25 protein-coding genes, 1 tRNA gene and 1 pseudogene are annotated in these 26,854 nt (G+C 40.9%); 22 read left to right on the top strand and 5 right to left on the bottom strand.

What is annotated here, in order from left to right:
- Window positions 1–2: 2 nt before the first annotated feature.
- The 3 genes from tmk to mtlD all read left to right on the top strand — a co-directional run bounded on the left by tmk (window position 3) and on the right by mtlD (window position 3,464).
- Entirely contained in the window at window positions 3–611 is a 609-nt protein-coding gene (gene tmk / locus L6C30_RS00790) for a dTMP kinase (RefSeq protein WP_236162208.1), read from the top strand.
- A 118-nt stretch (window positions 612–729) separates the two neighbouring features.
- Entirely contained in the window at window positions 730–1,140 is a 411-nt protein-coding gene (locus L6C30_RS00785) for a PaaI family thioesterase (RefSeq protein WP_096901103.1), read from the top strand.
- A gap of 194 nt (window positions 1,141–1,334) precedes the next feature.
- On the top strand, window positions 1,335–3,464 hold the full coding sequence (gene mtlD, locus L6C30_RS00780; RefSeq protein WP_236162209.1) for a bifunctional mannitol-1-phosphate dehydrogenase/phosphatase: 2,130 nt from the start codon (window positions 1,335–1,337) through the stop codon (window positions 3,462–3,464).
- A 175-nt stretch (window positions 3,465–3,639) separates the two neighbouring features.
- Here mtlD and nadB read toward each other — a convergent pair whose 3' ends face one another.
- On the bottom strand, window positions 3,640–5,274 hold the full coding sequence (nadB, locus tag L6C30_RS00775) for an L-aspartate oxidase (protein WP_236162210.1): 1,635 nt from the start codon (window positions 5,272–5,274) through the stop codon (window positions 3,640–3,642).
- Between the two features lie 330 nt (window positions 5,275–5,604).
- Between nadB and L6C30_RS00770 the strand changes: the two genes are divergently transcribed.
- The 11 genes from L6C30_RS00770 to L6C30_RS00720 all read left to right on the top strand — a co-directional run bounded on the left by L6C30_RS00770 (window position 5,605) and on the right by L6C30_RS00720 (window position 15,009).
- Window positions 5,605–6,987, top strand: a complete 1,383-nt coding sequence (locus L6C30_RS00770) for a Do family serine endopeptidase (RefSeq protein ID WP_070154165.1) — start codon at window positions 5,605–5,607, stop codon at window positions 6,985–6,987.
- Between the two features lie 171 nt (window positions 6,988–7,158).
- Complete coding sequence (locus tag L6C30_RS00765; RefSeq protein WP_019837691.1) at window positions 7,159–7,605, top strand: thioesterase family protein; 447 nt, start codon at window positions 7,159–7,161, stop codon at window positions 7,603–7,605.
- Window positions 7,606–7,874: 269 nt separating this feature from the next.
- Window positions 7,875–9,692 carry a translation elongation factor 4 gene (lepA, locus tag L6C30_RS00760; RefSeq protein WP_019837690.1) on the top strand — a complete coding sequence of 606 codons (1,818 nt, stop codon included), beginning with the start codon at window positions 7,875–7,877 and terminating at the stop codon, window positions 9,690–9,692.
- 20 nt (window positions 9,693–9,712) lie between these two features.
- The gene (gene lepB, locus L6C30_RS00755) at window positions 9,713–10,540 is read left to right on the top strand and encodes a signal peptidase I (RefSeq protein ID WP_019837689.1); all 828 of its coding nucleotides are present in this window, start codon (window positions 9,713–9,715) and stop codon (window positions 10,538–10,540) included.
- Between the two features lie 24 nt (window positions 10,541–10,564).
- The gene (locus tag L6C30_RS00750) at window positions 10,565–10,936 is read left to right on the top strand and encodes a DUF4845 domain-containing protein (RefSeq protein WP_019837688.1); all 372 of its coding nucleotides are present in this window, start codon (window positions 10,565–10,567) and stop codon (window positions 10,934–10,936) included.
- The gene (gene rnc / locus L6C30_RS00745) at window positions 10,908–11,609 is read left to right on the top strand and encodes a ribonuclease III (RefSeq protein ID WP_026438189.1); all 702 of its coding nucleotides are present in this window, start codon (window positions 10,908–10,910) and stop codon (window positions 11,607–11,609) included. The genes L6C30_RS00750 and rnc overlap by 29 nt, the downstream gene beginning before the upstream one ends.
- A complete protein-coding gene (gene era, locus L6C30_RS00740) occupies window positions 11,606–12,634 on the top strand; it encodes a GTPase Era (protein WP_004971721.1) in 1,029 nt (342 codons plus the stop codon). Before rnc ends, era begins: the two co-directional genes overlap by 4 nt.
- A gap of 22 nt (window positions 12,635–12,656) precedes the next feature.
- The gene (locus tag L6C30_RS00735; protein ID WP_019837686.1) at window positions 12,657–12,857 is read left to right on the top strand and encodes an NF038104 family lipoprotein; all 201 of its coding nucleotides are present in this window, start codon (window positions 12,657–12,659) and stop codon (window positions 12,855–12,857) included.
- A gap of 8 nt (window positions 12,858–12,865) precedes the next feature.
- Complete coding sequence (recO, locus tag L6C30_RS00730; RefSeq protein WP_026438188.1) at window positions 12,866–13,579, top strand: DNA repair protein RecO; 714 nt, start codon at window positions 12,866–12,868, stop codon at window positions 13,577–13,579.
- Window positions 13,580–13,590: 11 nt separating this feature from the next.
- Window positions 13,591–14,316, top strand: a complete 726-nt coding sequence (pdxJ, locus tag L6C30_RS00725) for a pyridoxine 5'-phosphate synthase (RefSeq protein ID WP_026438187.1) — start codon at window positions 13,591–13,593, stop codon at window positions 14,314–14,316.
- 39 nt (window positions 14,317–14,355) lie between these two features.
- Entirely contained in the window at window positions 14,356–15,009 is a 654-nt protein-coding gene (locus L6C30_RS00720) for a tRNA-(ms[2]io[6]A)-hydroxylase (RefSeq protein WP_026438186.1), read from the top strand.
- Window positions 15,010–15,290: 281 nt separating this feature from the next.
- On the opposite strand, the gene L6C30_RS00715 is transcribed toward L6C30_RS00720, so the two are convergent.
- Window positions 15,291–15,366 (bottom strand) — tRNA-Asn (locus L6C30_RS00715).
- A gap of 248 nt (window positions 15,367–15,614) precedes the next feature.
- Here L6C30_RS00715 and L6C30_RS00710 point away from each other — a divergent pair.
- Entirely contained in the window at window positions 15,615–16,073 is a 459-nt protein-coding gene (locus L6C30_RS00710) for a hypothetical protein (protein WP_236162211.1), read from the top strand.
- Window positions 16,074–16,196: 123 nt separating this feature from the next.
- A pseudogene (locus tag L6C30_RS00705) lies at window positions 16,197–17,022 on the top strand (DMT family transporter).
- A gap of 93 nt (window positions 17,023–17,115) precedes the next feature.
- Here L6C30_RS00705 and L6C30_RS00700 read toward each other — a convergent pair.
- Window positions 17,116–18,351, bottom strand: coding sequence for a pyridoxal phosphate-dependent aminotransferase (locus tag L6C30_RS00700; protein WP_004971708.1), 1,236 nt, complete (start codon window positions 18,349–18,351; stop codon window positions 17,116–17,118).
- 218 nt (window positions 18,352–18,569) lie between these two features.
- On the opposite strand from L6C30_RS00700, the gene L6C30_RS00695 reads away from it, so the two are divergent.
- Entirely contained in the window at window positions 18,570–18,749 is a 180-nt protein-coding gene (locus L6C30_RS00695) for a hypothetical protein (RefSeq protein ID WP_236162212.1), read from the top strand.
- A gap of 97 nt (window positions 18,750–18,846) precedes the next feature.
- Here L6C30_RS00695 and L6C30_RS00690 read toward each other — a convergent pair whose 3' ends face one another.
- The gene (locus L6C30_RS00690) at window positions 18,847–19,635 is read right to left on the bottom strand and encodes a hypothetical protein (RefSeq protein WP_236162213.1); all 789 of its coding nucleotides are present in this window, start codon (window positions 19,633–19,635) and stop codon (window positions 18,847–18,849) included.
- A gap of 252 nt (window positions 19,636–19,887) precedes the next feature.
- Here L6C30_RS00690 and uvrB point away from each other — a divergent pair, with 252 nt between their 5' ends.
- From uvrB to L6C30_RS00665, 5 genes are all read left to right on the top strand, one after another.
- A complete protein-coding gene (gene uvrB, locus L6C30_RS00685) occupies window positions 19,888–21,915 on the top strand; it encodes an excinuclease ABC subunit UvrB (protein WP_236162214.1) in 2,028 nt (675 codons plus the stop codon).
- A gap of 170 nt (window positions 21,916–22,085) precedes the next feature.
- Window positions 22,086–22,685, top strand: a complete 600-nt coding sequence (locus tag L6C30_RS00680) for a lipocalin family protein (RefSeq protein WP_236162215.1) — start codon at window positions 22,086–22,088, stop codon at window positions 22,683–22,685.
- Between the two features lie 177 nt (window positions 22,686–22,862).
- Entirely contained in the window at window positions 22,863–23,786 is a 924-nt protein-coding gene (gene rarD / locus L6C30_RS00675) for an EamA family transporter RarD (RefSeq protein ID WP_236162216.1), read from the top strand.
- A 348-nt stretch (window positions 23,787–24,134) separates the two neighbouring features.
- Window positions 24,135–25,592, top strand: coding sequence for a glyceraldehyde-3-phosphate dehydrogenase (locus L6C30_RS00670; protein ID WP_019837674.1), 1,458 nt, complete (start codon window positions 24,135–24,137; stop codon window positions 25,590–25,592).
- A 221-nt stretch (window positions 25,593–25,813) separates the two neighbouring features.
- Window positions 25,814–26,176: a helix-turn-helix domain-containing protein gene (locus L6C30_RS00665; protein WP_236162217.1), complete on the top strand. Its 363-nt coding sequence runs from the start codon at window positions 25,814–25,816 to the stop codon at window positions 26,174–26,176.
- Between the two features lie 152 nt (window positions 26,177–26,328).
- Here L6C30_RS00665 and L6C30_RS00660 read toward each other — a convergent pair whose 3' ends face one another.
- Complete coding sequence (locus L6C30_RS00660) at window positions 26,329–26,616, bottom strand: hypothetical protein (RefSeq protein WP_236162218.1); 288 nt, start codon at window positions 26,614–26,616, stop codon at window positions 26,329–26,331.
- Window positions 26,617–26,854: the final 238 nt, after the last annotated feature.

The raw sequence follows: 26,854 nt of genomic DNA, 5'->3' as shown, positions 1-26,854 counted from the left end.
GTATGTTTATTAGTTTTGAAGGCACCGAAGGTGTAGGTAAAACCACACTGATTCAACGTATTCACGATTATCTTACGGCACAAGGCCAGTCTGTGGTACTCACCCGTGAACCAGGTGGCACAGCTATGGCTGAGCAAATTCGTAATTTGTTACTTAGCGTTAAGCATGAAGAAAAAATGTGTTCCGACACAGAGCTGTTGTTGATGTATGCCGCACGTGCACAGCATTTAGATCAGGTGATTTTACCTGCACTTGCTGCAGGTAAAACTGTGTTATGCGACCGTTTTAGTGATGCAAGTTTTGCCTACCAATGTGCTGGCCGTGGTTTAAGCGTAGCGAAGTTGAACATGCTGAATAGCCATTTTGTGGCACGTATGCCTGACTTAACTTTTTGGCTCGATGCACCGATTGAACTGGGTATGACCCGTGCACGGGCGCGTGGAGAACTTGATCGTTTTGAACAAGAGAAAGCAGCTTTCTTTGAGAAAGTAAGAAGTGGCTATCAAACTTTGTGGGAGCGACATCCTGAGCGGCTGAAACGCATAGATGCAACACAAAGCCCCGATCAAGTATTTGCACAGGCGATGCACTATTTGCAAGCTAAGGCATAACAAACAAAGGTATAACAAGCCAATGGGTCATGGTTATGCATTTGATTGAATGGAAAAATCTTCTATAGTGGAAATGCTTTAGAAGATTTTTTTATTTAAATAATAGCGAATAGTAAATATGACCAAAGACGAAATTATTGAATTTTTAAAAGTTGAGTTTCCGCAAAGTTTGGAAAAATGTGAAATTGTGTCCATCACGCCACGTGGGGCATTGGTGAATTATCACATCGATGAACGTGATTTACGCCCAGGTGGTACGGTATCAGGGCCGACTATGATGACTGTTGCAGACTATGCACTTTATATCGCCATTTTAGGGGAGTTGGGTTTGGTGGCTTTGGCGGTGACCAGTAATTTAAACATCAACTTTTTACGCAAGCCCGCAGCAGGGCGTAATTTACGTGGTGAATGTCGCTTAATGAAAGTAGGGAAAAACCTCGTGGTCGGTGAGGTTTGGGTATATTCCGAAGGTGTAGATGATGCCGTGGCGCATGTAACAGGGACGTATTCGATTCCACAGATTGGCTGAGAATAAAGTCAGCTTTATCTTAATTTTAGTTACTTATATTTACCATGTGGTTACATATGTACACATACCACATGAAAATCAGAGTTTAATTGGTTAAAAAACAATCACAAATATTTCATTTTATGTTTTTCATATAGATCAAATCTGCTTTTGTCTAAGCTAACAACCCGTAAGTGATAAAACAAGGGAGCTAAATGCTTAAATTCAAGAACAATATTGTTCATGGAGCAATCTTTGATATGGATGGAACAATGTTTGATACTGAACGATTACGGTTTCAAACATTGAAGCAGGCATCTCAGGAGCTCATTGGCGTTGAATTTTCAGACGTATACCTCATGCAATGTTTGGGTTTGAGTGCAAAGAGCGCTGAACAACTGGCGCAAGCAGAATATAGTGCAGACATTCCTTACCGTGAGATCCGTCAGCGTGCTGATGAACTAGAATTAGAAAGTGTGCGCAATTTTGGTGTGCCCATTAAAAAAGGTTTGTTGCAGGTATTAGAGCGGTTACGAAAGTCTGGCTTGAGAATGGCAGTTGCTACGTCTAGTCGTCGTGCCATTGCCGAAGAATATTTGATTAATGCCAATGTCTATAAGTTTTTTGATGTATTAGTTTGTGGCGATGAGGTGCAACAGGGCAAGCCACATCCTGAAATTTTTATAACAGCCGCACAAAAAATTAATCTAGAACCCAGCGAATGTTTCATGCTGGAAGATTCTGAAAATGGAATCAAATCTGCACATGCAGCGGGTGGCATAACCATACTATTTCGGGATATCAAAAAACCTAATGCTAATATGTTGTCACTCACGCAGCATTATTACGCAAGTATGCAAGCTTATTTAGATGACTTAAATCAAGTTATTCCTGTATTGGAAATGCCGAGTTTACAAGAGGCCTTCCCGCAAACTTTAAATCAATTGAGTGTGGGGATTCATGGTTTTGGTGCAATAGGTGGGGGCTATTTGGCCCAAATTTTATCGCACTGGGATGGCTATACCCGTCCTAAACGTATTTATGCTTCTACACGGAATACCTTATATCGTTCTGCAGTAAACGCCTTTGGAACGTATTCAATTCGTTATGGACAATGTTCTTATGATGAACGAATTGAAAATATGCACATCATTGATGCGGAGAACTTGCAGCAGATGCAGCAAATGTATGTGGAGTCGAGCCTAATTGCATTATGTTTGCCTGAACATGCTTTACAGCAAGAGGCTAAAGTAATTGCGCAGGGCTTATATGCCCGTTTTATAGCGCAAGTTGAACTCCATCAGCCTTTAACTATTTTGGTAATTTTAAATAAAGTTGGGGCAAAACAGCTCTTGATGACGCATATTCATCAGGCGTTAGAGACGTTGTTGGATCCCGATACGGCAGCCAAAATTATGGCGCAGCATTATTTTTGCGATACTGTCGTAAATAGAATGGTCTCTAAATTAAGCGATCAAAACTTATATCGCCAATTACGCATCAAGTATAATATTTTTAAGCAATTTCAGTTGGATGACGAAGCAGAGCCAATTGAAATTGAAGATAATACTCGATTGCAGCCTGAGCAAGAGCGTCAAGCCACCTTATATGTAGAAGATTTAAGACGCAATTTTCAGCCCAGTCACATTTTGCAAAGTATGGATTTAATTTTATTTCATGCTGAAAGTGACATGCCTATTTATGTGGAAAATGCCAGTCCATTATTGCAACACATGCGTCAAATGATTTTGGTAGATGATATTGCCGAAATCCAACTCATTAAAAATCGTTTATGGAATGGTGTACATGCCATGATGGCTTGGTTATCCAGTTTAATAGGGCATAACAGTATTGGTGTCGCAATGGCAGACCCATTGGTTGCAGATTTTACCCGCGCTGTTTCGGCACAAGTAGCGTTGGGATTAGCTGCACAGTTGCCGCATCGTCAGCAAAACTTAAAGCATCTGGCACAGAGCTTTCTGGACTCATGTGAACATGCCTATAAAGACCCGTGTCAGCGTGTGGCACGTGACCCTTTGCGTAAACTCTCAGCCAATGAACGGGTGATGGGTGCTTTGATTTATCATCTGCAGAATGATTTAGCTGCAAATTATGTGCAGAAAGGAGTGGTGTTGGGCTATCTGTATGCAATTAAAATGCAGCAGTTGGGGGCTCAAGCAGCATTACAGCATTTGTCAAAACAATTGCAAAATGCGCCTATAGACGAACAGACACGGCAGCAATTGCAGTACATAATTAGCCACCAATTACAGCAACTATTGGCTGGTCAAGTTCGCTTAGAAGCATTTATTCAAGATGGTACTCAAGTTGCAGCCGTAATCTAAAACTCAACTTGATGAATTCTTGGGGGGGGTAGTAAGTTAACGTCATCATATTCAAAATGATAAAATACCGAATCGTGTTATGGAACACGATTCGGTGCTTTCTTGCATTAGAATTCAAATGCACTTTATTCACAGATACTTTTATGCAAATGCTGTTGTGTAACAAGCAATCAGATCACTCATTCACCAATGGGGTTTCCACTTGGAAATTTGGTGGAATAAGCACAGTCTTACGCAATTCAGGTGCGAGTTCAGGATAATCTAGCGTGAAGTGTAAACCACGCGATTCTTTGCGTTGCATGGCACAGCGCACAATCATTTCAGAAACCAGAACCAAATTACGCAGCTCAATCAAGTTTTTACTGACTTGATAGTCCTGATAATACTCGGTGATTTCACGTTTTAGCATTTCAATACGGTGCAAGGCACGCTCTAAACGCTTGGTGGTGCGTACTATGCCGACATAGTTCCACATGGTTGCGCGTAGCTCATCCCAGTTTTGTAAAATCACCACATCTTCATCAGGGTTAGTGACTTGAGAGTCATCCCAAGCAGGGACTTCAGGCGAGCTATAATCTGCGGTGTAATGGGCTTCAATATGTTTGGCGGCCGCCATTCCATAGACAAAACATTCTAAAAGAGAGTTACTTGCCATACGGTTAGCGCCATGCAAACCTGTATAAGAAGTTTCACCAATCGCATATAAACCTGCAATATCGGTTTGGCTATGTTCATTGACCATCACCCCGCCACAAGTGTAGTGGGCAGCAGGTACAACAGGAATCATATCAGTGGTTATATCAATACCTAATTCCAGTAAACGTGCATACATCGTTGGGAAGTGTTCCTTTACAAATTCTGCAGGTTTATGAGTGATGTCTAACCACACATGACGTATACCTAAGCGTTTGATTTCATAGTCAATTGCACGTGCGACAATGTCACGTGGTGCCAATTCTGCACGCTCATCAAAACGCAGCATAAAGCGTTCGCCATCAGGTAAACGTAAATATGCACCTTCACCACGCATGGCTTCAGTAATTAAAAAAGAACGCGCCTGAGGATGATACAAACAGGTTGGATGGAACTGGTTAAATTCCATATTGGCTACACGGCAACCTGCACGGTATGCCATGGCCATACCATCGCCCGTCGCAATGTCTGGGTTTGATGTGTAAAGGTAGGCTTTCATTGCGCCGCCGCAGGCAAGTGCAGTAAATGGAGCAAGGAAGGTATGTACTTTTTGAGTACTTTCATCTAGTGCATATAAGCCCAATGAGCGATTAGCTTCGTTTAAACCAAGCTTTTGTGAGGTAATCAGGTCAATGGCAATATAGTTTTCAAATATCGTGATGTTTTGCTGTTCTTGAGCACGTTGCACCAAAGTCATGGAAATTGCACGACCTGTTGCATCGGCAGCGTGAATAATACGGCGCTGAGAATGGCCACCTTCACGGGTTAAATGCAATTGCTCTTGTTCGTCTAAGGTAAACTGCACACCATGTTTGAGCAGAAAATCTACCGAAGGTTTACCGCCTTCCACCGTTTGTTTTACGGCGTCAATTTCACATAAATGTGCACCTGCAATCATGGTGTCATCTATATGTTGTTCAATTGAGTCGGTTTCATCAAGGACTGCAGCAACACCACCTTGCGCATAGAAGGTGCTGGCTTCAGTGAGGGTAGATTTTGCCAAAACGGCGATTTTGAAATGCTGGGGTAATGAGAGCGCTAAACTCAAACCTGCACCACCACTTCCCACAATAATCACATCAAATTGATGTGTTGTGTTTAAATTAGACATGTCCATCAGCTAATTTGAAAAAAGTTGGATAATGACACCCCTTTTTGCAGAAAAACGCAAGTGCGAAGTGGGCATGAATAATGAAAAAAAAGAATAAACGGGAAACTTTTATGGAATATTCCAACTTTTATGACAATTTTGTCCAATCTATTTCAGATGTTGAGCTTTAAGTCAGATTCAGCATGGTTAAATATTCAATCTCATCAAACTGATTTAATTGCAATAAACTAAAAGCTGAAACTGAAAAGATTCAACATTTTATTACGCAAAACCGAGTAATTTTGTGATAAATAAGATGGGTTCAAAGTCATAATTATTATTGAGTGAATGCTATTTATGAAAAATCGCAATTTAAAAAAAGGTTTATATGCGGCTGTTTTTACTATGGCAACTGTGCAGACTCAAGCAGCACCACCAGTAGACTTTTCTAATTTGGTTGAGCAGGTGAGTCCTGCTGTTGTGAGTGTCAATGTGGTCAAAAAAATGAGTCAGGAAGAACTCTTACAACAACAAGTTCCAGAAATTTTACGCCGTTTTTTTGGCAATCAAGTCATTATTCCACAACAACAATTGCCACAAGAAAAAACAGGTTATGGCAGTGCATTTTTTATTAGTAAAGATGGATACCTTTTAACGAACCACCACGTGGTGGAAGATGCTTCAAAAGTTACAATTGTACTGAATGACCGCCGTGAATTAGATGCAACTGTGGTGGGCAGTGATGAACGTACCGATGTCGCTTTATTAAAAGTGCAAGGTGTGAGTTTCCCAGAGTTGCGTACAGGCAATGTCGATCAATTGCGTGTGGGTGAGCCTGTACTTGCAATTGGGTCTCCATTTGGATTTGACTATTCTGCATCGGCAGGGATTGTTAGTGCAAAAATGCGGAATATGATGGGTGAAACCTCAGTACCCTTTATTCAGACCGATGTAGCTTTAAACCCAGGTAACTCAGGTGGGCCACTGTTCAACCAGCGTGGTGAGGTTGTGGGCGTGAACTCCCGTATTTTTAGTGGTACGGGTGGTTATATGGGGTTGTCATTCTCTATTCCTATTGATGTAGCAATGGACGTGGCCGATCAGTTAAAACGAAATGGTAAAGTGACCCGCTCTTATTTAGGGGTGAGTTTGCAAGATATTGATCGCAATCTGGCAGAATCTTATAAACTCAGTAAACCTGAAGGGTCATTAATTACTCAAGTTGCACCAAATTCACCTGCTGCACGTGCAGGTTTGCGTGCAGGGGATGTGATTCTTAAATACAACGGCACAGCTATTTCCAGAACCTCTGAATTGTTGAACTATTTAAACCGCTCAGTGCCCAATCAAAGTATTCAGCTTGAAGTATTACGTGATGATAAACGCCGTAATATTACTGCTACTGTGAGCACAGCTCCTGATGACACTCCTGCCAAAAATAACCCTGATACAGCAGCTAAAGGCCCTGTTTTAGGGGTGTCAATTCGCGATTTAAGTGTTGCAGAACAACGCCAATTAGATATTAAAGGCGGTGTGTTGATTCAGGAAGTGCGTCGTGGTGGCTCGGCTGCTCAGGCGCGTATTATGCCAGGCGATGTCATTGTGCAATTGAATAACACCACTATCCAAAATGCCAACCAATTTGTTGAAACAGTATCTACCTTGAAACAAGGTGCTATTGCACGTGTGGTGATTATTCGTCAAGGACAACGTGCGATTATTGGCATGCGTATTCAATAAGCTGATGCAGCATGAGATCAAATAGTGAATTAAACTAAAATTTAGAATTTTACTAAACTTTAGATAGTCACATATTTTAAGAAAGTCGCTCTGGAATTAGGGCGACTTTTTTATGTAACTCTGCATTTTTGTTAGACTAGACCGACATGACCGTTTAGTTAAAAGGATGACATGAGTAGCATATTTGATTTAAAAATCACCGTACAGCCAGAACATATAGATATTTTGGGTCATGTGAATAACGTGGTTTATGTGCAATGGATGCAAGATGTGGCATCGGCGCATATAGAGCAGCTAGGTTTAGGTGTACAAGAATATTTGAAGCTGAAACATGCCATGGTCGCTGTAGAACACCATGTGCAATACCGTAAAGCAGCTCTCGAAGGAGAGGAGCTGATTTTACGAACGTGGCTCAGTGATTTGAATGCGCTGTATTCATTTCGTCAGTATGCATTTTATCGCCCGCAAGATAAAAGCCTGTTATTTATGGGTAGCACACAATGGGCATGTGTGGAAATTGCCACAGGCCGTCCAAAGCGTATGTCACCTACCTTTACGCAAGCTTATCAGCCACTGGCTGCAGATGTTAATCCTTTAGATTTTAGTGCTTATGATTAGTCGAGAGATAAGTTAAGTACCGAGTGTGCTCTAGTTGGGTATTACGATTCGTTATATCTTGAGGTTTTTAAGATTCATAAAGTATTTAAATCTACACATAAAACGTCTAAGTCTGCTGTATAAAAAGAAAAAACTAAAGGGCAGCAAAAGGAACTCATTATTATGGATACATTGAAAAATCCATCTGCTATAATCCTTCGCAATTTCTATTCGGCTTTTGCTCTGCATGAATTTTAAGGTGCAGGGCGTGTTATTTTTTAAGGTAACCCATGGCGCAAGCTAAAAAATCTGTTGATATTAAAAACATCCGTAACTTTTCGATCATTGCGCACATCGATCATGGTAAATCGACTCTGGCAGATCGTTTCATTCAAACCTGTGGCGGTCTACAAGATCGTGAGATGCAAGCGCAGGTGTTGGATTCTATGGAGCTTGAGCGTGAGCGTGGGATTACCATTAAAGCCACCTCGGTGACTTTGTACTACAACCATCCAAATGGTCAGGAATACCAATTAAACTTCATTGACACCCCAGGACACGTCGACTTTTCCTATGAAGTCTCACGTTCTTTGGCAGCTTGTGAAGGTGCGCTATTGGTGGTTGATGCGGCACAAGGGGTGGAAGCACAATCTGTTGCAAACTGCTATACCGCAATCGAGCAAGGCTTAGAAGTTTTACCTGTACTGAATAAAATTGATTTACCACAGGCAGAACCTGAGCGCGTGATTCATGAAATTGAAGAAATTATTGGTATCGAAGCGCAAGATGCACCCACCTGTTCGGCTAAAACTGGTTTAGGCATCGACAATGTATTAGAAACCTTGGTGAGTGTCATTCCTGCACCACAAGGTGATCGTGATGCGCCCTTGCAAGCCTTAATTATTGATTCATGGTTTGATAACTATCTAGGCGTTGTGTCGTTAGTACGTATCAAGCAAGGTCGTGTGCGTAAAGGCGATAAAATGTTGATGAAATCGACAGGTCAAACGCACATTATTACCTCAGTTGGTATTTTTAATCCAAAACATACCGAAACAGGTATTTTGGAAGCAGGCGAAGTTGGCTTTGTTATTGCGGGTATTAAAGATATTTTTGGTGCGCCCGTGGGCGATACCATTACACTCGCAACGACACCAGAAGTAGAAACCTTACCAGGCTTTAAAAAAGTTAAGCCGCAGGTTTATGCAGGTTTATTCCCAATTGATGCTAGTGACTTTGAACCGTTCCGTGAAGCATTGCACAAACTACAAATTAACGACTCAGCTTTGTTCTTTGAACCTGAAAGTTCAGATGCTTTAGGCTTTGGTTTCCGTTGTGGTTTCTTGGGCATGTTGCACATGGAAATCGTACAAGAGCGTTTAGAGCGTGAGTACGACTTAGACCTGATTTCATCGGCACCAACGGTTATTTATGAAGCCGTGATGAAAAATGGCGAAACAATTTATATCGACAGTCCTTCTAAAATGCCTGATGGTTCAACTGTAGAAGATTTGCGTGAACCGATTGCAGAATGTCATATTTTAGTGCCACAAGAATACTTGGGTAATGTCATGACCTTATGTATTGAGCGTCGTGGTGTGCAAAAGGATATGAAATTCTTGGGTAACCAAGTATCCATTACTTTTGAAATTCCAATGGCGGAAGTCGTGATGGACTTCTTTGACAAATTGAAGTCATGTTCACGTGGTTTTGCATCCTTAGATTATAACTTTGTTCGTTTTGAAAGTTCATCTTTAGTTAAAGTAGACGTACTAATTAACGGTGAAAAAGTTGATGCCTTGGCGATGATTTGCCACCGTCAAGATGCACGTCACCGTGGTATTGCCTTGGTTGAAAAAATGAAAGACTTGATTCCGCGTCAAATGTTTGATGTGGCTATTCAGGCTGCAATTGGTGCGCAAATTATTGCACGTTCAACTGTGAAAGCGATGCGTAAAAACGTACTTGCGAAGTGCTATGGCGGTGACGTTTCTCGTAAAAAGAAACTACTTGCCAAGCAAAAAGAAGGTAAGAAACGTATGAAGCAAGTGGGAAGTGTTGAAATCCCGCAAGAAGCTTTCTTGGCCGTACTCAAAGTCGAACGCTAAAATTATAAGGATAAAAACCCATGGATTTTGATTTTAATTTGATTCTCGTTCCTGCCACATTGTTTTTTATTGTGGTGTGGCTGCTCGATAAATTTGTATTTAAGCAAAGAGCAACCAAAGGACGAGGCAATGAAAACTTCATCATCACATGGGCGTATGATTTTTGGCCTGTTTTGGCAGTGGTCATGGTACTGCGTTCATTCCTGTATGAACCATTCAATATTCCGTCAGATTCTATGGTGCCAACTTTAGAAACGGGGGATTTTATTTTGGTGAACAAGTTTGAATACGGTGTGCGTTTGCCAATTATCAACAGCAAAATTATAGATGTGGGTTCGCCTGAACGTGGTGAGGTTGCGGTGTTCCGTTATCCACCACAACCAAGCATTAGCTATATTAAGCGTATTGTCGGTTTACCAGGTGATCATATTGTTTATGACCATGGTCAGTTAAGCATCAATGGTAAAAAAGTAACAAAAACTCCAATCCAATTTAGCCGTGAAAAAGACAGTTTAGATACACCTACATCAATTTACCATCAGGAAACTTTAGGCACGCATACATTTACCATGCGCGAACTTGAAGGTGTCAACGTGGCACGTCAGGCACCATTCCTGAACTATGTAGACAATGGTAAATATTCAGCAGAAAATGGTTTATATTGGGAAGTCAAAGTACCTGACGGTCATTACTTCGCGATGGGGGATAACCGCGATCAAAGTGCTGACAGTCGATTTTGGGGCTTTGTACCAGAGGAAAACCTAACAGGTCGTGCATTCTATATTTGGATGCATAAAGAACCTGGGTTTAATTTGCCGTCATTTAGTCGTAACGGCAAAATTGATTAATACAGCAGATTAGGAAAATAAAAAATGCGTCATCAACAAGGGGCATCTTATATTGCAATTTTAATTGCAATTATTGGTTTTGCATTTATGGCAAAAGTAGCAGTTGCAGTTTGGGGACCATATTTCGATGATCGAATGTTGGACAATCAAATTGAAGAACAATTGTTAAATGGGCCAAAAAATCTATCACCACAAAAATTTATTGGTGAAATGGACAAACGTTTAAGTATGAACAACATTCGCGATATTAAATTTGCAGATGTTGCTCAAGTCACGAATGTTGATGGTCTGCAAGTGAAAAAAGAATATGAAATAAGAAAACCTTTCTTATTGAATATTGATATTGTAATGAAATTCGAGAAAAGTTTTGATCAAAGCTCAGTCCAAGCTAAATGAGACCCGTCTAGCCAACCGAATCGGTTATCAGTTTAAGCAACCTGAATTGCTTAAAATGGCTTTGACTCACCGTTCGGTGAGTCATAAACACAATTATGAACGTTTGGAATTTCTAGGCGATTCATTATTGGGCATGATTATCGCCAATTATTTATATGAGGCCTATCCTCACGAAAATGAAGGTCGTTTAACGCGTATGCGGGCAACCTTGGTTCGTCAGGAAGCCTTAGGCAAAATCGCCAATGATTTAAAGCTCAGCCAAAATTTAATTCTCAGTACAGGGGAATTGAAATCTGGCGGTCATCATCGTGAGTCTATACTGGCAGATACCGTAGAAGCGATTATTGGCGCCATATATGTCGATAGCGGTGATTTAAATTTACTGCAAACGATTGTGCTAAAATGGTACAGCCCTTATTTAGATCATATTGAGCCAACCGATCAACTCAAAGACCCTAAATCACGTTTACAAGAATATTTACAAGCACGTAAAAAACCTCTCCCAGTTTACGAGGTTGTAGATATTCAGGGTGATGCCCCGAATCAGCATTTCATTGTGGAATGCCGAGTCGATAGCTTGCCTGTAATGAAGGGTGAAGGTTCAAGCCGTCGCTTTGCCGAGCAGGCAGTTGCGGCAGATATTTTAAAATTTTTGGAGCAAAAGTCTGAATGACCATCCATTCCGATCACGTAGATGCTGATCACGAGTCGAATAACGACGCCAATGACCTAATTAACCAATTCTTTAGTGGTCAGGGAACTGAAATTCCATCTGATTTCCGCAGTGGTTTTGTTGCGATTGTTGGTCGCCCGAATGTGGGTAAATCAACCCTCATGAACCATTTGTTAGGTCAAAAACTATCCATTACTTCACGTAAGCCACAAACCACACGTCACAAAATTGTGGGAATTGATTCACGTGAAAAATCTCAGGCTGTGTTTGTAGACACACCAGGGATGCATAAAAAAGAAGTCCGTGCCATCAACAAAATGATGAACCGTGCTGCATCGTCTGCTTTGCGCGATGTGAATTTGGTTTTGTTTGTGGTGGATGCACAAAAATGGACGCAAAATGATGAGTTAGTCCTAGAAAAGCTGAAAAATGCAGAAATGCCAGTGATTCTGGTGATTAACAAACTCGACACTTTTGAGAATAAAAATCAGGCTTTGCCGATTATTCAAGAACGTGCCAAGTTAATGAACTTTGCGGAAATTGTACCTGTATCGGCATTGCGCGGCGCGAACCTAGATCATTTGCGTGACACGATTGAACGCTATTTGCCATTCCAGCCACCGTTGTATTCGCTAGATCAAATCACAGACCGTTCAGAACGTTTCTTGGCATCTGAAATTATCCGTGAAAAGATCATGCGCCAATTGGGCGAAGAACTGCCTTACGATTTAACCGTGCAAATCGAATCATTTAAAACTGAAGATGCGGTTTTAAATGAAAAAACGGGTCGTATGAAAGCACCATGTACCTATATTGATGCCACTATTTTTGTAGATCGCTCTGGTCAAAAAGCCATTGTGATTGGTGAAAAAGGCGCGAAGCTGAAAAAAATTGGTATGGATGCACGGGTCGACATGGAAAAAATGTTCGAGCAAAAAATCATGCTGACGCTTTGGGTGAAAGTCAAAGGTGGTTGGTCTGATGATGAACGTGCATTAAAAAGCTTAGGATATAGCGATATCTAAGTTTGACGAAAAGGGAACTGTGATGATGAAAGTGTTGGCCATTGTGGCATGTATGTTTGTCTTGCAAGGTTGTATTCACAAAGTTGTGACAGTTCCCGTAAAAGTTGCCTACAAAACTACAAAGGGTGTGGTGAAAGGCACTGCTGCTGTAGTTGGTGCTGTCATTCCAGATGGTGATGACGAAGAAAAATCCAAACAAGAATCCTCTAAAGAACAGGATTAATTGACGCTATCATGCGTAATGAAATCTTGCATGGTTATTTAATCCATCATCGAAAATACCGCGAACGTAGCCATATTGTGCACTTGTTTACCCGCGAACATGGGCGGGTTGATGGTATTTTAAGACAAATGCCACCGCCACAATATCAACCGATTCGCATACAAGCTTCGGGAAAATCAGACCTTAAAAATTTCACTAAGCTGGAAATTGTCAATCAACCCGTTTTTTTCTTTGGTGATGCATTTTTTTCAGGCTTTTATTTAAATGAAATTGTGTTGCGCTTGTGTTCTGCCGAAGTGGAAATGCCTGAAACTTTTGTGCAATATCACCAGACTTTGGCGCATTTACAACATTTATCTAGTCAAGAAAATCCTAATCTATTTTTAAGACAAATTTTACGTCAGTTTGAACATGCATTATTGGAAGAATTAGGCTATGCGATTGATTTTTCAGTCGATGCGAACCAAGAGCCGATTCAGCCCAATCTACATTATCATTTTCAACTGAATGATGGTTTTATCCCTACTACACAAGCTTCACGAGCCAATTTGCTTGGCGCACAGATCCTCAGTATGTGCGACTATGAAAAAGGTAGGGATTTTAACCCAGAGCAGTTACAATTACTGTCTCGGCTGTATCGACAAATGATTAGTTCACTGTTGGGTGATCGACCTTTAAAAAGTCGCCAATTGTGGATTCAGAATTCTCAAACCCAAGCGTAATGTAGGAACCTATTATGGCTTTACTCGGTGTCAATATTGACCATGTGGCAACTTTAAGACAAGCGCGTGGCACGAACTATCCAGACCCTGTGAAGGCCGCATTAGTTTGTGAACAGGCGGGTGCAGAGGGGATTACTTTGCATTTGCGTGAAGATCGTCGTCATATTCAGGATGATGATGTGCGTCGTATGCGTCCGTTGTTGAAAACCCGCATGAATTTGGAAATGGCAGTCACCGAAGAAATGATCGAGTTTGCCAAGGAAATTCGTCCACAGCATGTATGTTTGGTACCTGAGCGCCGTGAAGAAGTAACCACTGAAGGTGGTTTGGATGTAGTAGGCAATTTTGCAGCAGTTAAGGCCGCTACTCAGGAATTAACAGCAATTGGCTGTGATGTGTCACTGTTTATTGATGCAGATCTTGCACAAATTGATGCGGCCGTTGCATGTGGTGCACCGACCATTGAAATTCATACAGGCGCGTATGCCAATGCAGAAAATGAAGCTGCACAGCAAGCTGAATTGACCCGTATTGTTCAGGGCGTAGAATATGCAGCTAGCCGTGGCTTAGTGATTAATGCAGGGCATGGCTTGAACTTGGATAATGTAGGTGCAATTGCCGCAATTCCACACATCCATGAGTTAAATATTGGTCATGCTTTAATTGGTGATGCTGTATTTGTCGGATTGGAGCAGGCTGTTAAACGCATGAAAGCCGCGATTGATGCAGCGCGTTAATCTGTATATTTGAAATTGAAAGATAAAATTTGAAACGTTATGTCCAGCATAAATTATGATGAATTGATGCAGCCTGTAATAGCATTTTTAGGCTGTGAAACACCTAAAGAATGGTTGAATGAAGCATTAAATAATTTAGATATTTTGATGCAAGATCACGCCAACTGTGAGAAAAAAGCTGCAGGCACAGCCATGAACTTGATGTTTCGTTACAGCTTTTTTACCGATTTGCAGGTCAAACTGGCACAGTTGGTACGCGAAGAAATGTTGCATTATGAGCAGGTGCTAGAGTTTATGGCAAAGCGTGGGCAAACGTGGCAAGGTTTAAGTGCAGGGCGTTATGCAGGTGGTTTACGTAAAGAAATCCGTACCTATGAACCCGAAGCATTGATTGATGTGTTGGTGATTGGTGCCTTTGTGGAAGCACGTTCATGCGAGCGTTTTTATGCGCTTGCGCCACTCGTGGATGAAGAATTAGGAAAATATTACCGTTATTTGCTTAAATCAGAATCACGGCATTATGAAGATTATTTGGCACTGGCTTTGGATGTAGCAAAAACAGCAAAACTGAAAAACCCTGAAGAAGATATTCAGGGGCGAATTCAGCATATACGTGAAGTGGAAAAGAATCTTATTTTAAGTCCAGATGATCTGTTCCGTTTTCATAGTGGTGTGCCTGTGCAAGCCGCTTAAAACTTGTAGATGATCTAAGATAGAAAACGGAACTTCGGTTCCGTTTTTTTATCAATCAAGTTATTGCTTAGGTATTTTGATTGTGGATTGTTGCCTAAGTCACTTAGAAATGATCAAGGCTAAGATTAGGAATTACATTAAGCTGAATTGCCCAAAACAGTTACATTCATCTTTTTGAACGATTAAGGCATGAATCGCTGCTTGGTTATTTACAGACCACATCATCCATAAATTTTAGGCAATAAAAAACCCAAGTCGTTATGCTTGGGTTTTTTAGAATTTGGCTCTCCCACCTGGGCTCGAACCAGGGACCTGCGGATTAACAGTCCGTCGCTCTACCGACTGAGCTATGGGAGAATCTGAATGCGATTATAAGCAGATTTAAGCAAGGGTCAAGCATAAATTGTCATGTTTCGTTCATTTTGACTTTATATGCTTTTTATTTGAACAAAAAAATTTTTTTATAAAAAAATCATCCATAAAACTTGCGTTACACAAAATCGATTGTTAGTCTGATTAACAGAACAAGGCGTTTAAGTAGATCTTAAACAGTGTGGATTTAACCCAACTTGCCAGCACTAAAATGGCTAAATCGGAGTAAGCGAATGAATACGCTCAGCATTTCTGATATTTTTTCTCAATTTTCTTATTATCAAGAACATTATCTTTCTATCCTGTCTACGCCTGAACAATACTATACTGCTGTAAAAGGTGCATATATTCACGTCTGGCCTTTTGCACCTCAAGATTTGTATCTGGGCGATTTATTGCAATTGTGGTTTAGTGAAAAATGGCTCATTCAATCAACCTGTCAATTGCTTTCAGACCATCCAGACAACGGCACCAAAAAACCATTGCAGCGTGATCATGATTTATATTTGTACCAACTAGTAGGCAGCGCACTTTCGGGGAGCAACCGTTCACGTGTATGGTCTGTGTCTGAACAAAAACAATTGCGTGTAGAATTAGACTCTGCTTTTCGCTATTTATGTGAATATAAAGCGACATCACAACCTGCAGTGTCTAAGTCAGAGTTGATAGCAGCATTGAAAAACAGTGTTTGATCTAAGGTGATTGATTATGGTTAGCCAAATAGGTATGTATTGAGTCGAGCTAAATAACTCTCACTGAAATAGTGTTATCAACTGGGTATAGATTTACGGACAGCTTGAAAAGGATATTCAGCCGTGTGGATAAAAATAAGCATTGCCATGCTCGCATTTGCTGTAAATTCCTTGCTATGTCGTTTGGCATTGGCTGAACAGCAAATAGATCCTATGAGTTTTAGTTTGCTCAGGGTTGGCAGTGGGGTAGTGTGTTTAGGACTGTTCTATGTTGTTTTGCAGGTTCAACAACCAATTCAATTCCAATGGAAATCTGCACTAAGCCTTGCTGTATATCTGCTCGGTTTTTCGTTGGCGTATTTGCATATCGGCAGGTATAGGGGCATTAATTCTATTTGGCGCAGTGCAAATCACGATGATCAGTTATGCCATTTTGCATGGTGAGCGTATGACTTTAGCGCGCTGGGTTGGACTAGGCTGTGCTGTGTTAGGGATGGGCTTGCTGCTATTGCCTGAAGCCAGTGCGCCAAAATTCAAATATGCGTTGATGATGTTGCTGGCAGGTATTGCATGGGGTTTTTATAGTATCGCTGCAAAGACGATGCAGCATGCTTTAACCAATACGCTGTCTAATTTCATTCTAGCGACACCACTTGTTGCTGTATTTTTTCTTTGGCATTTACCTGAAAGTTTTATCACTTGGCAGGGTGTGGTTTTGGCGGTGTTGTCGGGTGCATTGGCTTCGGCTGGAGCGTATGTGTTGTGGTACAGCATTGTGAAAAAAATTGACCATATTACCGCAAGTACTGTGCAACTTTCTGTGCCGTGTTTGGCGATTTTAGGTGGTGTGATTTTTCTGGGTGAACAATTAACCCTGTTGATGGTTATAGCAACCCTGATTGTGTTATGTGGTATTTTGATGGTGATTTTAACTAAGCCGCGGGTTTAACCAGTATTCATCTAATTTGCTCGGAATTTCATCCAAGTAAAATAAAAAACCCACGATTCAATCGTGGGTTTTATTCATCTAAACAAGTTTAGATTATTTTGCAGCTTTTTCAGCTTCGATTGAAGCAATCGCTTCATCGACACCTTCAATTGATTCTGCAGCTTTTTTGATACGAGCCAACGCATCTACAAGTACTTCGTCTGCAGTTGCATAAGAAATACGCATGAAACCACCTAAACCGAATGCATCACCAGGAACAACGGCAACACCAGTTTCTTCCAATAACCAGGCAGAGAATTCTGTGCAAGATTTTAAGCCTTTGGCACGAATCAATGGTTTGATGTTTGCATACGCATAGAACGCACCATCTGCAGGTAAGCATGAAATACCTTTGATGTCATTCAAACCGTTTACAACTAAGTCATGACGGCGTTTGAATGCTTCAACCATTGGCTCAAGTACGTCTTGTGGGCCGTTCAATGCAGCTTCTGCAGCAACTTGTGAAATAGAAGTTGGATTAGAAGTCGATTGAGATTGAATTTTCTTCATCGCACCAATTAGTTTGGCAGGGCCCGCTGCATAGCCAATACGCCAGCCAGTCATTGCATAAGCTTTAGACACACCGTTTAACACGATTGTGCGGTCATAAAGGTCTGGTGCAACAGTCGCGATGTTGTAGAACTCATCATCCCAACGGATTGGTTCATACATATCGTCAGAAGCAATAAATACTTCAGGATATTTACGTAGTACTGCAGCTAAAGCTTCTAATTCTGCTTTGGTGTAAATCATACCAGTAGGGTTAGATGGGCTGTTGAGTACCACTAAACGTGTTTTGTCAGTGATCGCAGCTTCTAATTGTTCAGGTGTGATTTTGAAGCGTTGTTCTTCGCCACATTCCACAATAACTGGCACGCCTTCAGCAATAATCACCATATCTGGATAGCTTACCCAGAACGGTGCAGGGATAATCACTTCATCACCCTTGTTCAACAAAGCCAACGCCAAGTTAAAGAATGATTGCTTACCACCGCAAGATACCAAAATTTGGTTTGCTTGGTAGTCAAGATTATTGTCACGTTTTAATTTTGCGATAATGGCTTTTTTAAGACCAGGCGTACCGTCAACAGCAGTATATTTTGTAAAACCGTTATTAATTGCTGCAATAGCTGCATCTTTGATGTGTTGTGGTGTATCGAAATCCGGTTCACCTGCACCCAAACCAATAACGTTATGACCCGCAGCTTTAAGTTCAGCGGCTTTATTGGTGACGGCAAGTGTTGGGGACGGTTTGATGGCATTGACACGATCAGAGAGACGTACGTCCACGGCATATTCCTTCTTATAGGGATAAAAAAATAAAAAGCATATTATCTTAGCCTAAATTCGATGCCTGCGTCGTTTAAAATTGCATCAAAATAATAAAAAAACACCGAATTAGACCAATTTCCTATGAAATCATGATTAAAACTGCTGTGAGGTGGAAGTTTCTCGCATCGGGCAGCAAAAAACTTTAAAATAGTCCAAATTTTAAAAGAGTGATGGTCATGAGTAAGCAGCAGCCTACTTCAAAAAAACCATTGGTGAATCTCCCATTCCCAATGCCAAATGCAGAACAAAGTGCTGACAATGTTGCACATAATCAGGTTCGTCCAAAACCTGAACAGTATGCAGATCGTACTTGGATGCCACCACGTGGCACCCGTCGTTCGATGGGTAAGCGCTAAAAAAATGCCACAATTAGTGGCATTTTTTATGGATGGAGATTAGTGTCTGTGACACTGCGCCTTATGAAATGCCAACCGTCCAAAAAAATTGTTGAGATTAACGTACATGCTTACGGGCTTTGTTGGCAGGCTTCGGTGGTGCAATTACACGCACACCATGCCAAACATCGCTAAAGTCTTGCTCATTGATATTATACAGTTCCAATAAAGCTAAAATGACGGCACCAAACAGCATAGGTCCTTCAGAATTGCTCTGGAATTCAAAGACCTTACCATTTAAGTTGTGCAAAATATCCTGAATTTCATAGACCCGATCACGACCATTGCTGTCGGTTGGGTACATTTGTGTATTCAGTATAATTTTGGCTAAAGCTTTTTCATTTTCACTCAAAGCCAAGACTTCAATTAATTCATCGGTGGCAGGGGTGAAGATCACAGAATCACGGTAAATGGTGTGTAGTAGTTTTTGCGTCAGTTTAGGCAGTGCTTTTTCAACAAAAGGACGAAACGACGCAGGAAAAATCACATTATGGGCGATACCTTTAAACATTGGGGCAATTTCTTCAACGGTATATCCTGCAATACCACAACCAATTGAAGTTAAAAAATACTTCATTTTAGGATGGTTTTTGGCATAGATTTTAAAGTCATCCACATAGTGCTGAATTTGCGAAAGCGGCATTTGTTGTAAATGTTCATTCATGGTAGGAATGGCAAAACTTTGTCCTGCCCAACCGCGCCCGACGCCTTCAACGGCACCAAAAAATTCTTTGGCTGTTCGTGCTGCACCACCTGCATGTTGTCCTGCCATATTACTGCCAAATACGAAAACAGTATCTTCAGGGAGGCTTTTGATAATTGATTCGTCGTGATATTGGTAAGTCATGAGTGTGTGCTTTTATGGTTGTCATCCTGAAATTTCATGTTGCCTTTGAAAAGCCAGTGGGTCAAGACTTAAAGCAGTTTCCCTACGCTCAATTTAGTCGTAGAACATCTTTGTTCTAATAGCGTGCACGACAGAATTAAAATTGTGCGATGGCTTTGCAGAAACGTAACATCGCCACTACATATTCAAATGCTCTGAGATTCGGCAAATCTGCTAAAATATCAGGTCGCATTAAACAAAAGAGCTGCATTTGTGAGTGATAAGAAACCATTCGATTTAGTCACCAACTATCAACCTGCGGGTGACCAACCACAAGCCATTGAAAAATTGGTTCAAGGGATAGAACAGGGCTATCACGATCAATTATTGCTTGGGGTTACAGGTTCAGGCAAGACTTATACCATGGCCAATGTAATTGCCAGAACACAGCGACCGACCATTGTTATGGCACATAACAAAACGCTGGCAGCGCAGTTATATGGGGAGTTTAAAGCGTTCTTTCCGAACAACGCAGTTGAATATTTTGTCAGTTATTATGACTATTACCAGCCTGAAGCCTATGTACCCTCTTCAGATACCTTTATTGAAAAAGATGCGGCCATTAATGATCATATTGATCAAATGCGACTCTCTGCGACACGTGCATTACTAGAACGTCGTGATGCGATTATTGTCGCATCGGTATCTGCAATTTACGGTTTGGGCGACCCTAATGCTTATATGAGCATGTTACTGCATGTGGTGCAGGGTGATCGGGTCAATCGTGATGATTTAATCCGTCGTTTGGTCGAAATGCAATATAGCCGCAATGAGTTGGAGTTTTTGCGCGGTACTTACCGTATTCGGGGTGAAATTTTAGATGTTTTCCCAGCCGAATCTGATCAGCATGCTATTCGCATAGAATTGTTTGATGATGAAGTTGATTCGATTCGTTGGTTTGATCCGCTCACAGGTAAACTGATACGTAAAGTGCCGCGCGTGACCATTTATCCTAAAAGTCATTATGTTACGCCTAAAGATCATTTGGAACGCGCGATTGGCACCATTAAAGAAGAGTTGAAAGAGCGTTTGGTGTTTTTCCGTGAACATGACAAATTACTCGAAGCGCAGCGCATAGAACAACGTACGCGCTATGATTTAGAAATGATGCAGCAATTGGGATATACCAATGGGATCGAAAACTATTCACGACATTTGTCTGGACGACCTGCAGGTGAAGCACCGCCAACTTTATTTGATTATGTACCTGATGATGCCTTGCTGATTATTGATGAATCGCACGTGACTGTCCCGCAAATTGGCGCGATGTATAAAGGTGACCGTTCACGTAAAGAAAACTTGGTGAATTATGGTTTCCGTTTGCCAAGTGCGTTAGACAACCGCCCGATGAAATTTGAAGAATGGGAGCGCATTGTGCCGACCACAATTTATGTGAGTGCCACACCTGCACAATATGAATTGGAAAAATCGCAGCAAATTGTAGAGCAAGTGGTGCGTCCAACTGGGTTGATTGACCCTGAAATTGAAATTCGTCCGGTGTTAACTCAGGTGGATGATGTGCTGTCTGAAATCTATCTGCGTAAAGAATTGAATGAGCGGGTGTTGGTCACCACATTAACCAAGCGCATGGCCGAAGATTTGACCTCATATTTAAAAGAATACGGCATTCAGGTGGCTTATTTACACTCCGATATTGATACCGTAGAACGCGTTAAAATTATTCATGAATTGCGTACAGGCTTGCATGATGTGTTGGTCGGCATTAACTTGTTACGTGAAGGCTTAGACATGCCGGAAGTGTCATTGGTGGCCATTTTAGATGCCGATAAAGAAGGCTTTTTGCGTTCGGAACGTTCGTTGATTCAAACCATTGGACGTGCGGCGCGTAACTTGAAAGGTAAAGCAATTTTATATGCAGATCGCATTACTGACTCAATGCAAAAGGCGATAGATGAAACGGAACGTCGTCGTGCCAAACAAATTGAATTTAATGAATTACACGGCATTACCCCACGCAGTGCAGTACGTCAGGTGATTAAAGAGATTGACACAGGTGAAGTGCTGAATGATGAGCAAATTGATGAAAAAATCAATGCGCAAAGCCGTGCTTTTAGTGACGATGAACAACACATTTTGGCTGACCCTAAACTGTATGCCAAACATATAGCCAAACTTGAAAAAGAGATGCTAAAAGCCTCTAAAGAACTGCAATTTGAACAGGCGGCACGTTTACGTGATGAAATTTTGCGTTTAAAAGCACAAATGTTGCAATCAGGCTAAATTAGGGGCGATTTGCATTGTCATTGTATGTGCAACGATCTGAACAAAACGTGTATGTAAAATTTGAGTTGCAAAAATTACATATCCATACAGTAAATTGAAATGCTTGCGGTTATTTTTGAAGCAGATAAACAAAATTGACTAAAAATTAGAGTTTCGAGGTTGGGAAAATGGCTAAAAAACTTCCGTTTGCAGGTGCGCGACTTGCCAAAATTGCCCTTGGTGGTGTGGTACTGATTGGTTTGGGTGCTGCGACGATGGCATATTCCAAAACCAACGAACCGATGAAAACGGTAGAAAAAGTCGAATTGGATAAATACTTAGGCGTTTGGTATGAAGTCGCAAGAAAGCCTTTATATTTTCAAAACAAATGCGGTTCGAACGTAACAGCAGCATATACCTTGAATGAAAATGGCAATGTGCAGGTCGATAACCGTTGTACTGGAAAAGATGGCAAACAAATGCGCGCATTGGGCGAAGCTTTTGTACAAAATGCGCCTTTTAACAGTAAGCTCAAAGTTAGCTTTTTACCTGAAGTCATTCGTTGGTTGCCTGTAGGGCGGGGTGATTATTGGGTGTTAAAGCTGGATGATGATTATCAAACGGCCTTGGTGGGTGAGCCACGACGTAAATATTTATGGGTACTTTCGCGTACGCCAAATCCTGATCAGGCTGTTGTGACTGAATATCTGAACTATGCCAAATCACTCGGTTATGACTTAAGTGATGTGATTTATACCAAACATACGCAAACTAAAAAGTCAGACTAAGTTGTAGCAGCTCCAGAGCTATTTAAAGATATAAGCAGATAAACACATGCAGACCAATTGACCACGCAAAAGCTGCGTGGTTTTTTATGTCCTGTCATTTTAAATTTTGAACACTCGATCAATTTCTAAAACAACATAGATATGGATATAATGCCGACTGATATAGGGGAGAGTCGGATGTATAAAGGCCTTGCATTATCGGTTTTAGCATCGGTCACTTTTGGGGTGCTGTATTTTTATACCCAATTACTCAAGCCTTTAGACAGCGAAGAAACTTTTACGTGGCGTATGTTGGCAACTTTGCCATTCCTGACCTTGTTTATGTGGTGGTCGGGAGATTTAAAACATATTTCTGCGATTTTTCAGCGGCTTAAACAACAACCTCAATTCATACTTTGGCTGATTTTTAGTTCGTTTTTATGCACCACGCAATTGTGGCTGTTTTTATGGGGACCGATTAACGGGCGTGGTTTGCAGGTTTCACTGGGTTATTTCCTATTGCCTTTGGTCATGGTTCTGCTGGGCTGTGTGCTATATAAGGAAAAATTATCAACTTGGCAGATGGCAGCAGTTGCCTTAGCTGTGCTAGGTGTCAGTCATGAAATCTGGCGCATTGGCACGGTGGCATGGGAAACCTTATATGTGGCATTTGCCTATCCTTTATATTTCTTTTTACGTCGTGTATTTCAAACCGATCACTTGGGTGGTTTTTGGTGGGATTTGCTGCTCGTGATTCCTATTTCGCTGTATTTGGCCTTTGTCTATAGTGACAGTTTGCAAGTCATTGCAAATTTTACCCATTTAATTTGGGCGGTATTGGGACTGGGTTTTTTAAGTGCATTAGGGCTGGGTAGTTATATTTTGGCCAGTCGTTATTTGCCTTTTGTGATTTTTGGCTTATTGAGTTATTTAGAACCTGTGCTGTTGGCTTTTGCCTCAATGTTATTGGGTGAGCGAATAGAAGCAGGGGAATGGCTGACCTATATTCCAATTTGGTTGGCGGTGGCGTTGCTGGTAATGGAAGGTTGTTTGCATTTAAGAAAGCAAAAACAGAATCAGCAAGATTTACAGCAGAAGATAGAGCAGCAATCAGAGCGATAAATATCTTAAAAATCTATTGACATGCTTCTGTAGAAATACAAAGAAGATGGTTTAAAGGTTTGCCGATACATCTTAGTTTGAAAAAATGATCTTTTTTGAATTTAAGGTATAGAAAAAGCAGATGAAGCTTAAATATACCTGCCAAGTTTTTGGCCTGAAAAATTGAACATTGAATGAAAAAAGTAAAATCACAAAAATAATTACAACTATTTTATGAATTTATAGTGAATATATAAGAAAATAGTCGGGTCAATGCCAGCTTTTGATTCAATCTTGACGACAATTCCATTACAATTATCGGGTTTTGAAATTCATGCCTAGATATACAATTAATTAGAGGACGTATCTGTGAGCAAAGAGACTATCATCGCCCTACACGCAGAGCACCAAGGTCGCTGGAAAAACCGTGAAGAAATCGCGGAACGTATGATTGCTTTACTCGGTCAGTTGTACCGTGAAAAAAATATCATGGTTTCAGTATTTGGTCGTTCTTTAGTTAACCGTTCTGTGATCCAAATTTTGAAAGCACACCGTCGTACTCGTATGATGGATGTAGAACTTTCAGTTGTTCACACATTCCCAATTCTTGAAGCTTTAACCAAAGTAGAGAACATTGGTTCAGCAGAAGTTGACTTGGGTAAACTTGCTGTTGAATATAAAGAAAAAGGCGGCGATGTAGATGCATTTGTTGCAGACGCTGTGAAATCTTTAGCAGGTAACCCAACAACTGTAGAAAGCAAAGATGTAGTTCTTTACGGTTTTGGTCGTATCGGTCGTATTCTTGCACGTTTAATCATTGGTCAATCAGGTCTTGGCCGTGGCTTAAACCTTAAAGCTATTGTTGTGCGTAAATCATCTGACGGTGATTTAGAAAAACGTGCGTCTTTGCTACGTCGTGACTCTATTCACGGTCCATTTGCAGGCACTATTTCTGTAGATGAAGAAAATGAAGCTATTATCGCAAATGGTAACTTCATTAAAGTGATCTATGCATCTAACCCATCTGAAGTAGATTACACAGCTTATGGCATCAACAATGCCTTAGTTATTGATAACACTGGTAAATGGCGTGATGCAGAAGGTCTTGCTCAACACCTTCAATGCCCAGGTGCTGCACGTGTAATTTTAACTGCACCAGGTAAAGGCGACATGAAGAACGTGGTTTACGGCGTAAACCAAGCTGACATTCTTGATGAAGATACTATTATTTCTGCAGCAAGCTGTACAACGAATGCAATCACACCAACTTTAAAAGTGTTGCATGACAAGTACACTGTTGTGAATGGTCACGTTGAAACTGTGCACTCATTTACCAATGACCAAAACTTGATTGATAACTACCACAAGGCAGATCGTCGTGGTCGTGCGGCAACTTTGAACATGGTTATTACTGAAACTGGTGCAGCAAAAGCAGTTGCGAAAGCATTGCCTGCATTGCAAGGTAAATTAACAGGTAACTCTGTACGTGTTCCAACGCCAAACGTATCACTTGCAATCTTGAACTTAACGCTTGAGAAAGAAGTAGATCGTGAAGAAGTGAACGAATATATTCGTCAAATTTCAATTCACTCTAATCTTCAAGGTCAAATTGGTTATACCAACTCGACTGAAGTGGTTTCAAGTGACTTCATTGGTTCGCGTACCGCAGGTGTATTCGATGCGCAAGCAACCATTACTTCAGGCAACCGTTTAACTGCTTACGTTTGGTATGACAACGAAGTGGGTTATAGCTGCCAAGTATTACGTATTGCTGAACAAATGGGCGGCGTAAGCTATCCTAAAGTTCCTGCTGAAACAAATGCATAATTTGTAGATAAAGAACTTTAAAATTAAAAAGAGCTTCAAATGAAGCTCTTTTTTTATGTGCTTTAATTAAACAATTGAATATAAGGATGAGTGTTGAAATTTTCACCTAATACGCTACTATAAACTTACCAAAATAAAGTTTCTTCTAAAAAGTAAGTAGATTTGATTTTGCTTTCAAGCTTTCAAAGCCTGAACAATAGAAATAACAGAAGGATGCCGTTATGCAATACGCCACTAGTCACTTACTTGGACAAGTCCTTGCTAAAGATTGTCCATCACGGATTCGTTTGGAGCATCTAGCCAATAAATGGTCAATGTTGGTGTTGCATTGTTTGAGCGAAGGTTTGCACCGTTTTAGTGAGTTAAGACAGCGCATTGAAGGGGTGAGTGAAAAAATGTTGACACAAACGCTTAAAACCCTAGAGCAAGATGGGTTAATTTTGCGCACAGTTTACCCAACGGTACCGCCTAAAGTGGAATATCAACTCACTTTTGAAGGCTCACAAATTGCAATAAGAGTGAATCAACTCATTGAGTATTTAGAACAGCATTTGCCTGAAACTTCACAGCAATCTTCCCATTAATAGATTGCGTATCTTTGAGGGGAAGTCGTTGTAGATGTACCTAATCCGAAGTACATTCGGGATAATTAAATAGCACGTTGATGTGAAAAATAATAACGATTAATCAGTAAAATTCTTAGGGTAAACAACAATATACTGGCAACATCATCCATTCAGCCTAAGTGCTGCACCCGAAAATAAAAGGTCATATATACCGCATTAATGCGGGAACGTGCGGTGGCATCAATTCGGTACGCCAAGTTTTGATTCAACACGTGAAAAGCAGTTAAACCAAAATAACTCATCAACACGCCAACGGCATAAGTCACAATATTCTGCTGTGCAAAAAAGAGTGGAATGCAAGAAAACAACATCAAGCCAATACATAACATTGCGACAAAATTCTCATGACATTTGCCTACCGTTTCACTAGACCAACTTGACGAGAAAATTCCAATCACACCCAATAAACCAAAAGCCCAACTAGAAAATCACTAAAATGATAAGGCAGAATGACTTAAACAAAAGTTATGGGAGTAAAAACCAAGGACAAAATGGCAAAACCCAAAGCACCTGCGCACGCGCTATGAATTAAATATGGTTGGGCCACAGCTAATTGAACTAAAGCATGATATATGCCTGCTATAGTCTAGTTAGTGTAGGCAGCTTTAGATGCAAGTTTTGTCCATAATAATCCTG

Origin of the sequence: Acinetobacter sp. KAM396 (genome assembly GCF_021602765.1) — a bacterium.
Lineage (GTDB): Bacteria > Pseudomonadota > Gammaproteobacteria > Pseudomonadales > Moraxellaceae > Acinetobacter > Acinetobacter towneri_A.
This window is presented reverse-complemented; position numbering and strand designations above follow the sequence as displayed.

Coding starts and splice junctions, on each gene's coding strand:
- L6C30_RS00665 (WP_236162217.1), top strand. CDS start 25,814: ATGCAATACGCCACTAGTCACTTACTTGGACAAGTCCTTGCTAAAGAT.
- lepA (WP_019837690.1), top strand. CDS start 7,875: ATGGCGCAAGCTAAAAAATCTGTTGATATTAAAAACATCCGTAACTTT.
- lepB (WP_019837689.1), top strand. CDS start 9,713: ATGGATTTTGATTTTAATTTGATTCTCGTTCCTGCCACATTGTTTTTT.
- L6C30_RS00765 (WP_019837691.1), top strand. CDS start 7,159: ATGAGTAGCATATTTGATTTAAAAATCACCGTACAGCCAGAACATATA.
- L6C30_RS00750 (WP_019837688.1), top strand. CDS start 10,565: ATGCGTCATCAACAAGGGGCATCTTATATTGCAATTTTAATTGCAATT.
- L6C30_RS00695 (WP_236162212.1), top strand. CDS start 18,570: ATGAGTAAGCAGCAGCCTACTTCAAAAAAACCATTGGTGAATCTCCCA.
- L6C30_RS00680 (WP_236162215.1), top strand. CDS start 22,086: ATGGCTAAAAAACTTCCGTTTGCAGGTGCGCGACTTGCCAAAATTGCC.
- L6C30_RS00720 (WP_026438186.1), top strand. CDS start 14,356: ATGTCCAGCATAAATTATGATGAATTGATGCAGCCTGTAATAGCATTT.
- rarD (WP_236162216.1), top strand. CDS start 22,863: ATGTATAAAGGCCTTGCATTATCGGTTTTAGCATCGGTCACTTTTGGG.
- era (WP_004971721.1), top strand. CDS start 11,606: ATGACCATCCATTCCGATCACGTAGATGCTGATCACGAGTCGAATAAC.
- L6C30_RS00710 (WP_236162211.1), top strand. CDS start 15,615: ATGAATACGCTCAGCATTTCTGATATTTTTTCTCAATTTTCTTATTAT.
- L6C30_RS00770 (WP_070154165.1), top strand. CDS start 5,605: ATGAAAAATCGCAATTTAAAAAAAGGTTTATATGCGGCTGTTTTTACT.
- tmk (WP_236162208.1), top strand. CDS start 3: ATGTTTATTAGTTTTGAAGGCACCGAAGGTGTAGGTAAAACCACACTG.
- mtlD (WP_236162209.1), top strand. CDS start 1,335: ATGCTTAAATTCAAGAACAATATTGTTCATGGAGCAATCTTTGATATG.
- nadB (WP_236162210.1), bottom strand. CDS start 5,274: ATGGACATGTCTAATTTAAACACAACACATCAATTTGATGTGATTATT.
- L6C30_RS00785 (WP_096901103.1), top strand. CDS start 730: ATGACCAAAGACGAAATTATTGAATTTTTAAAAGTTGAGTTTCCGCAA.
- L6C30_RS00690 (WP_236162213.1), bottom strand. CDS start 19,635: ATGACTTACCAATATCACGACGAATCAATTATCAAAAGCCTCCCTGAA.
- L6C30_RS00735 (WP_019837686.1), top strand. CDS start 12,657: ATGATGAAAGTGTTGGCCATTGTGGCATGTATGTTTGTCTTGCAAGGT.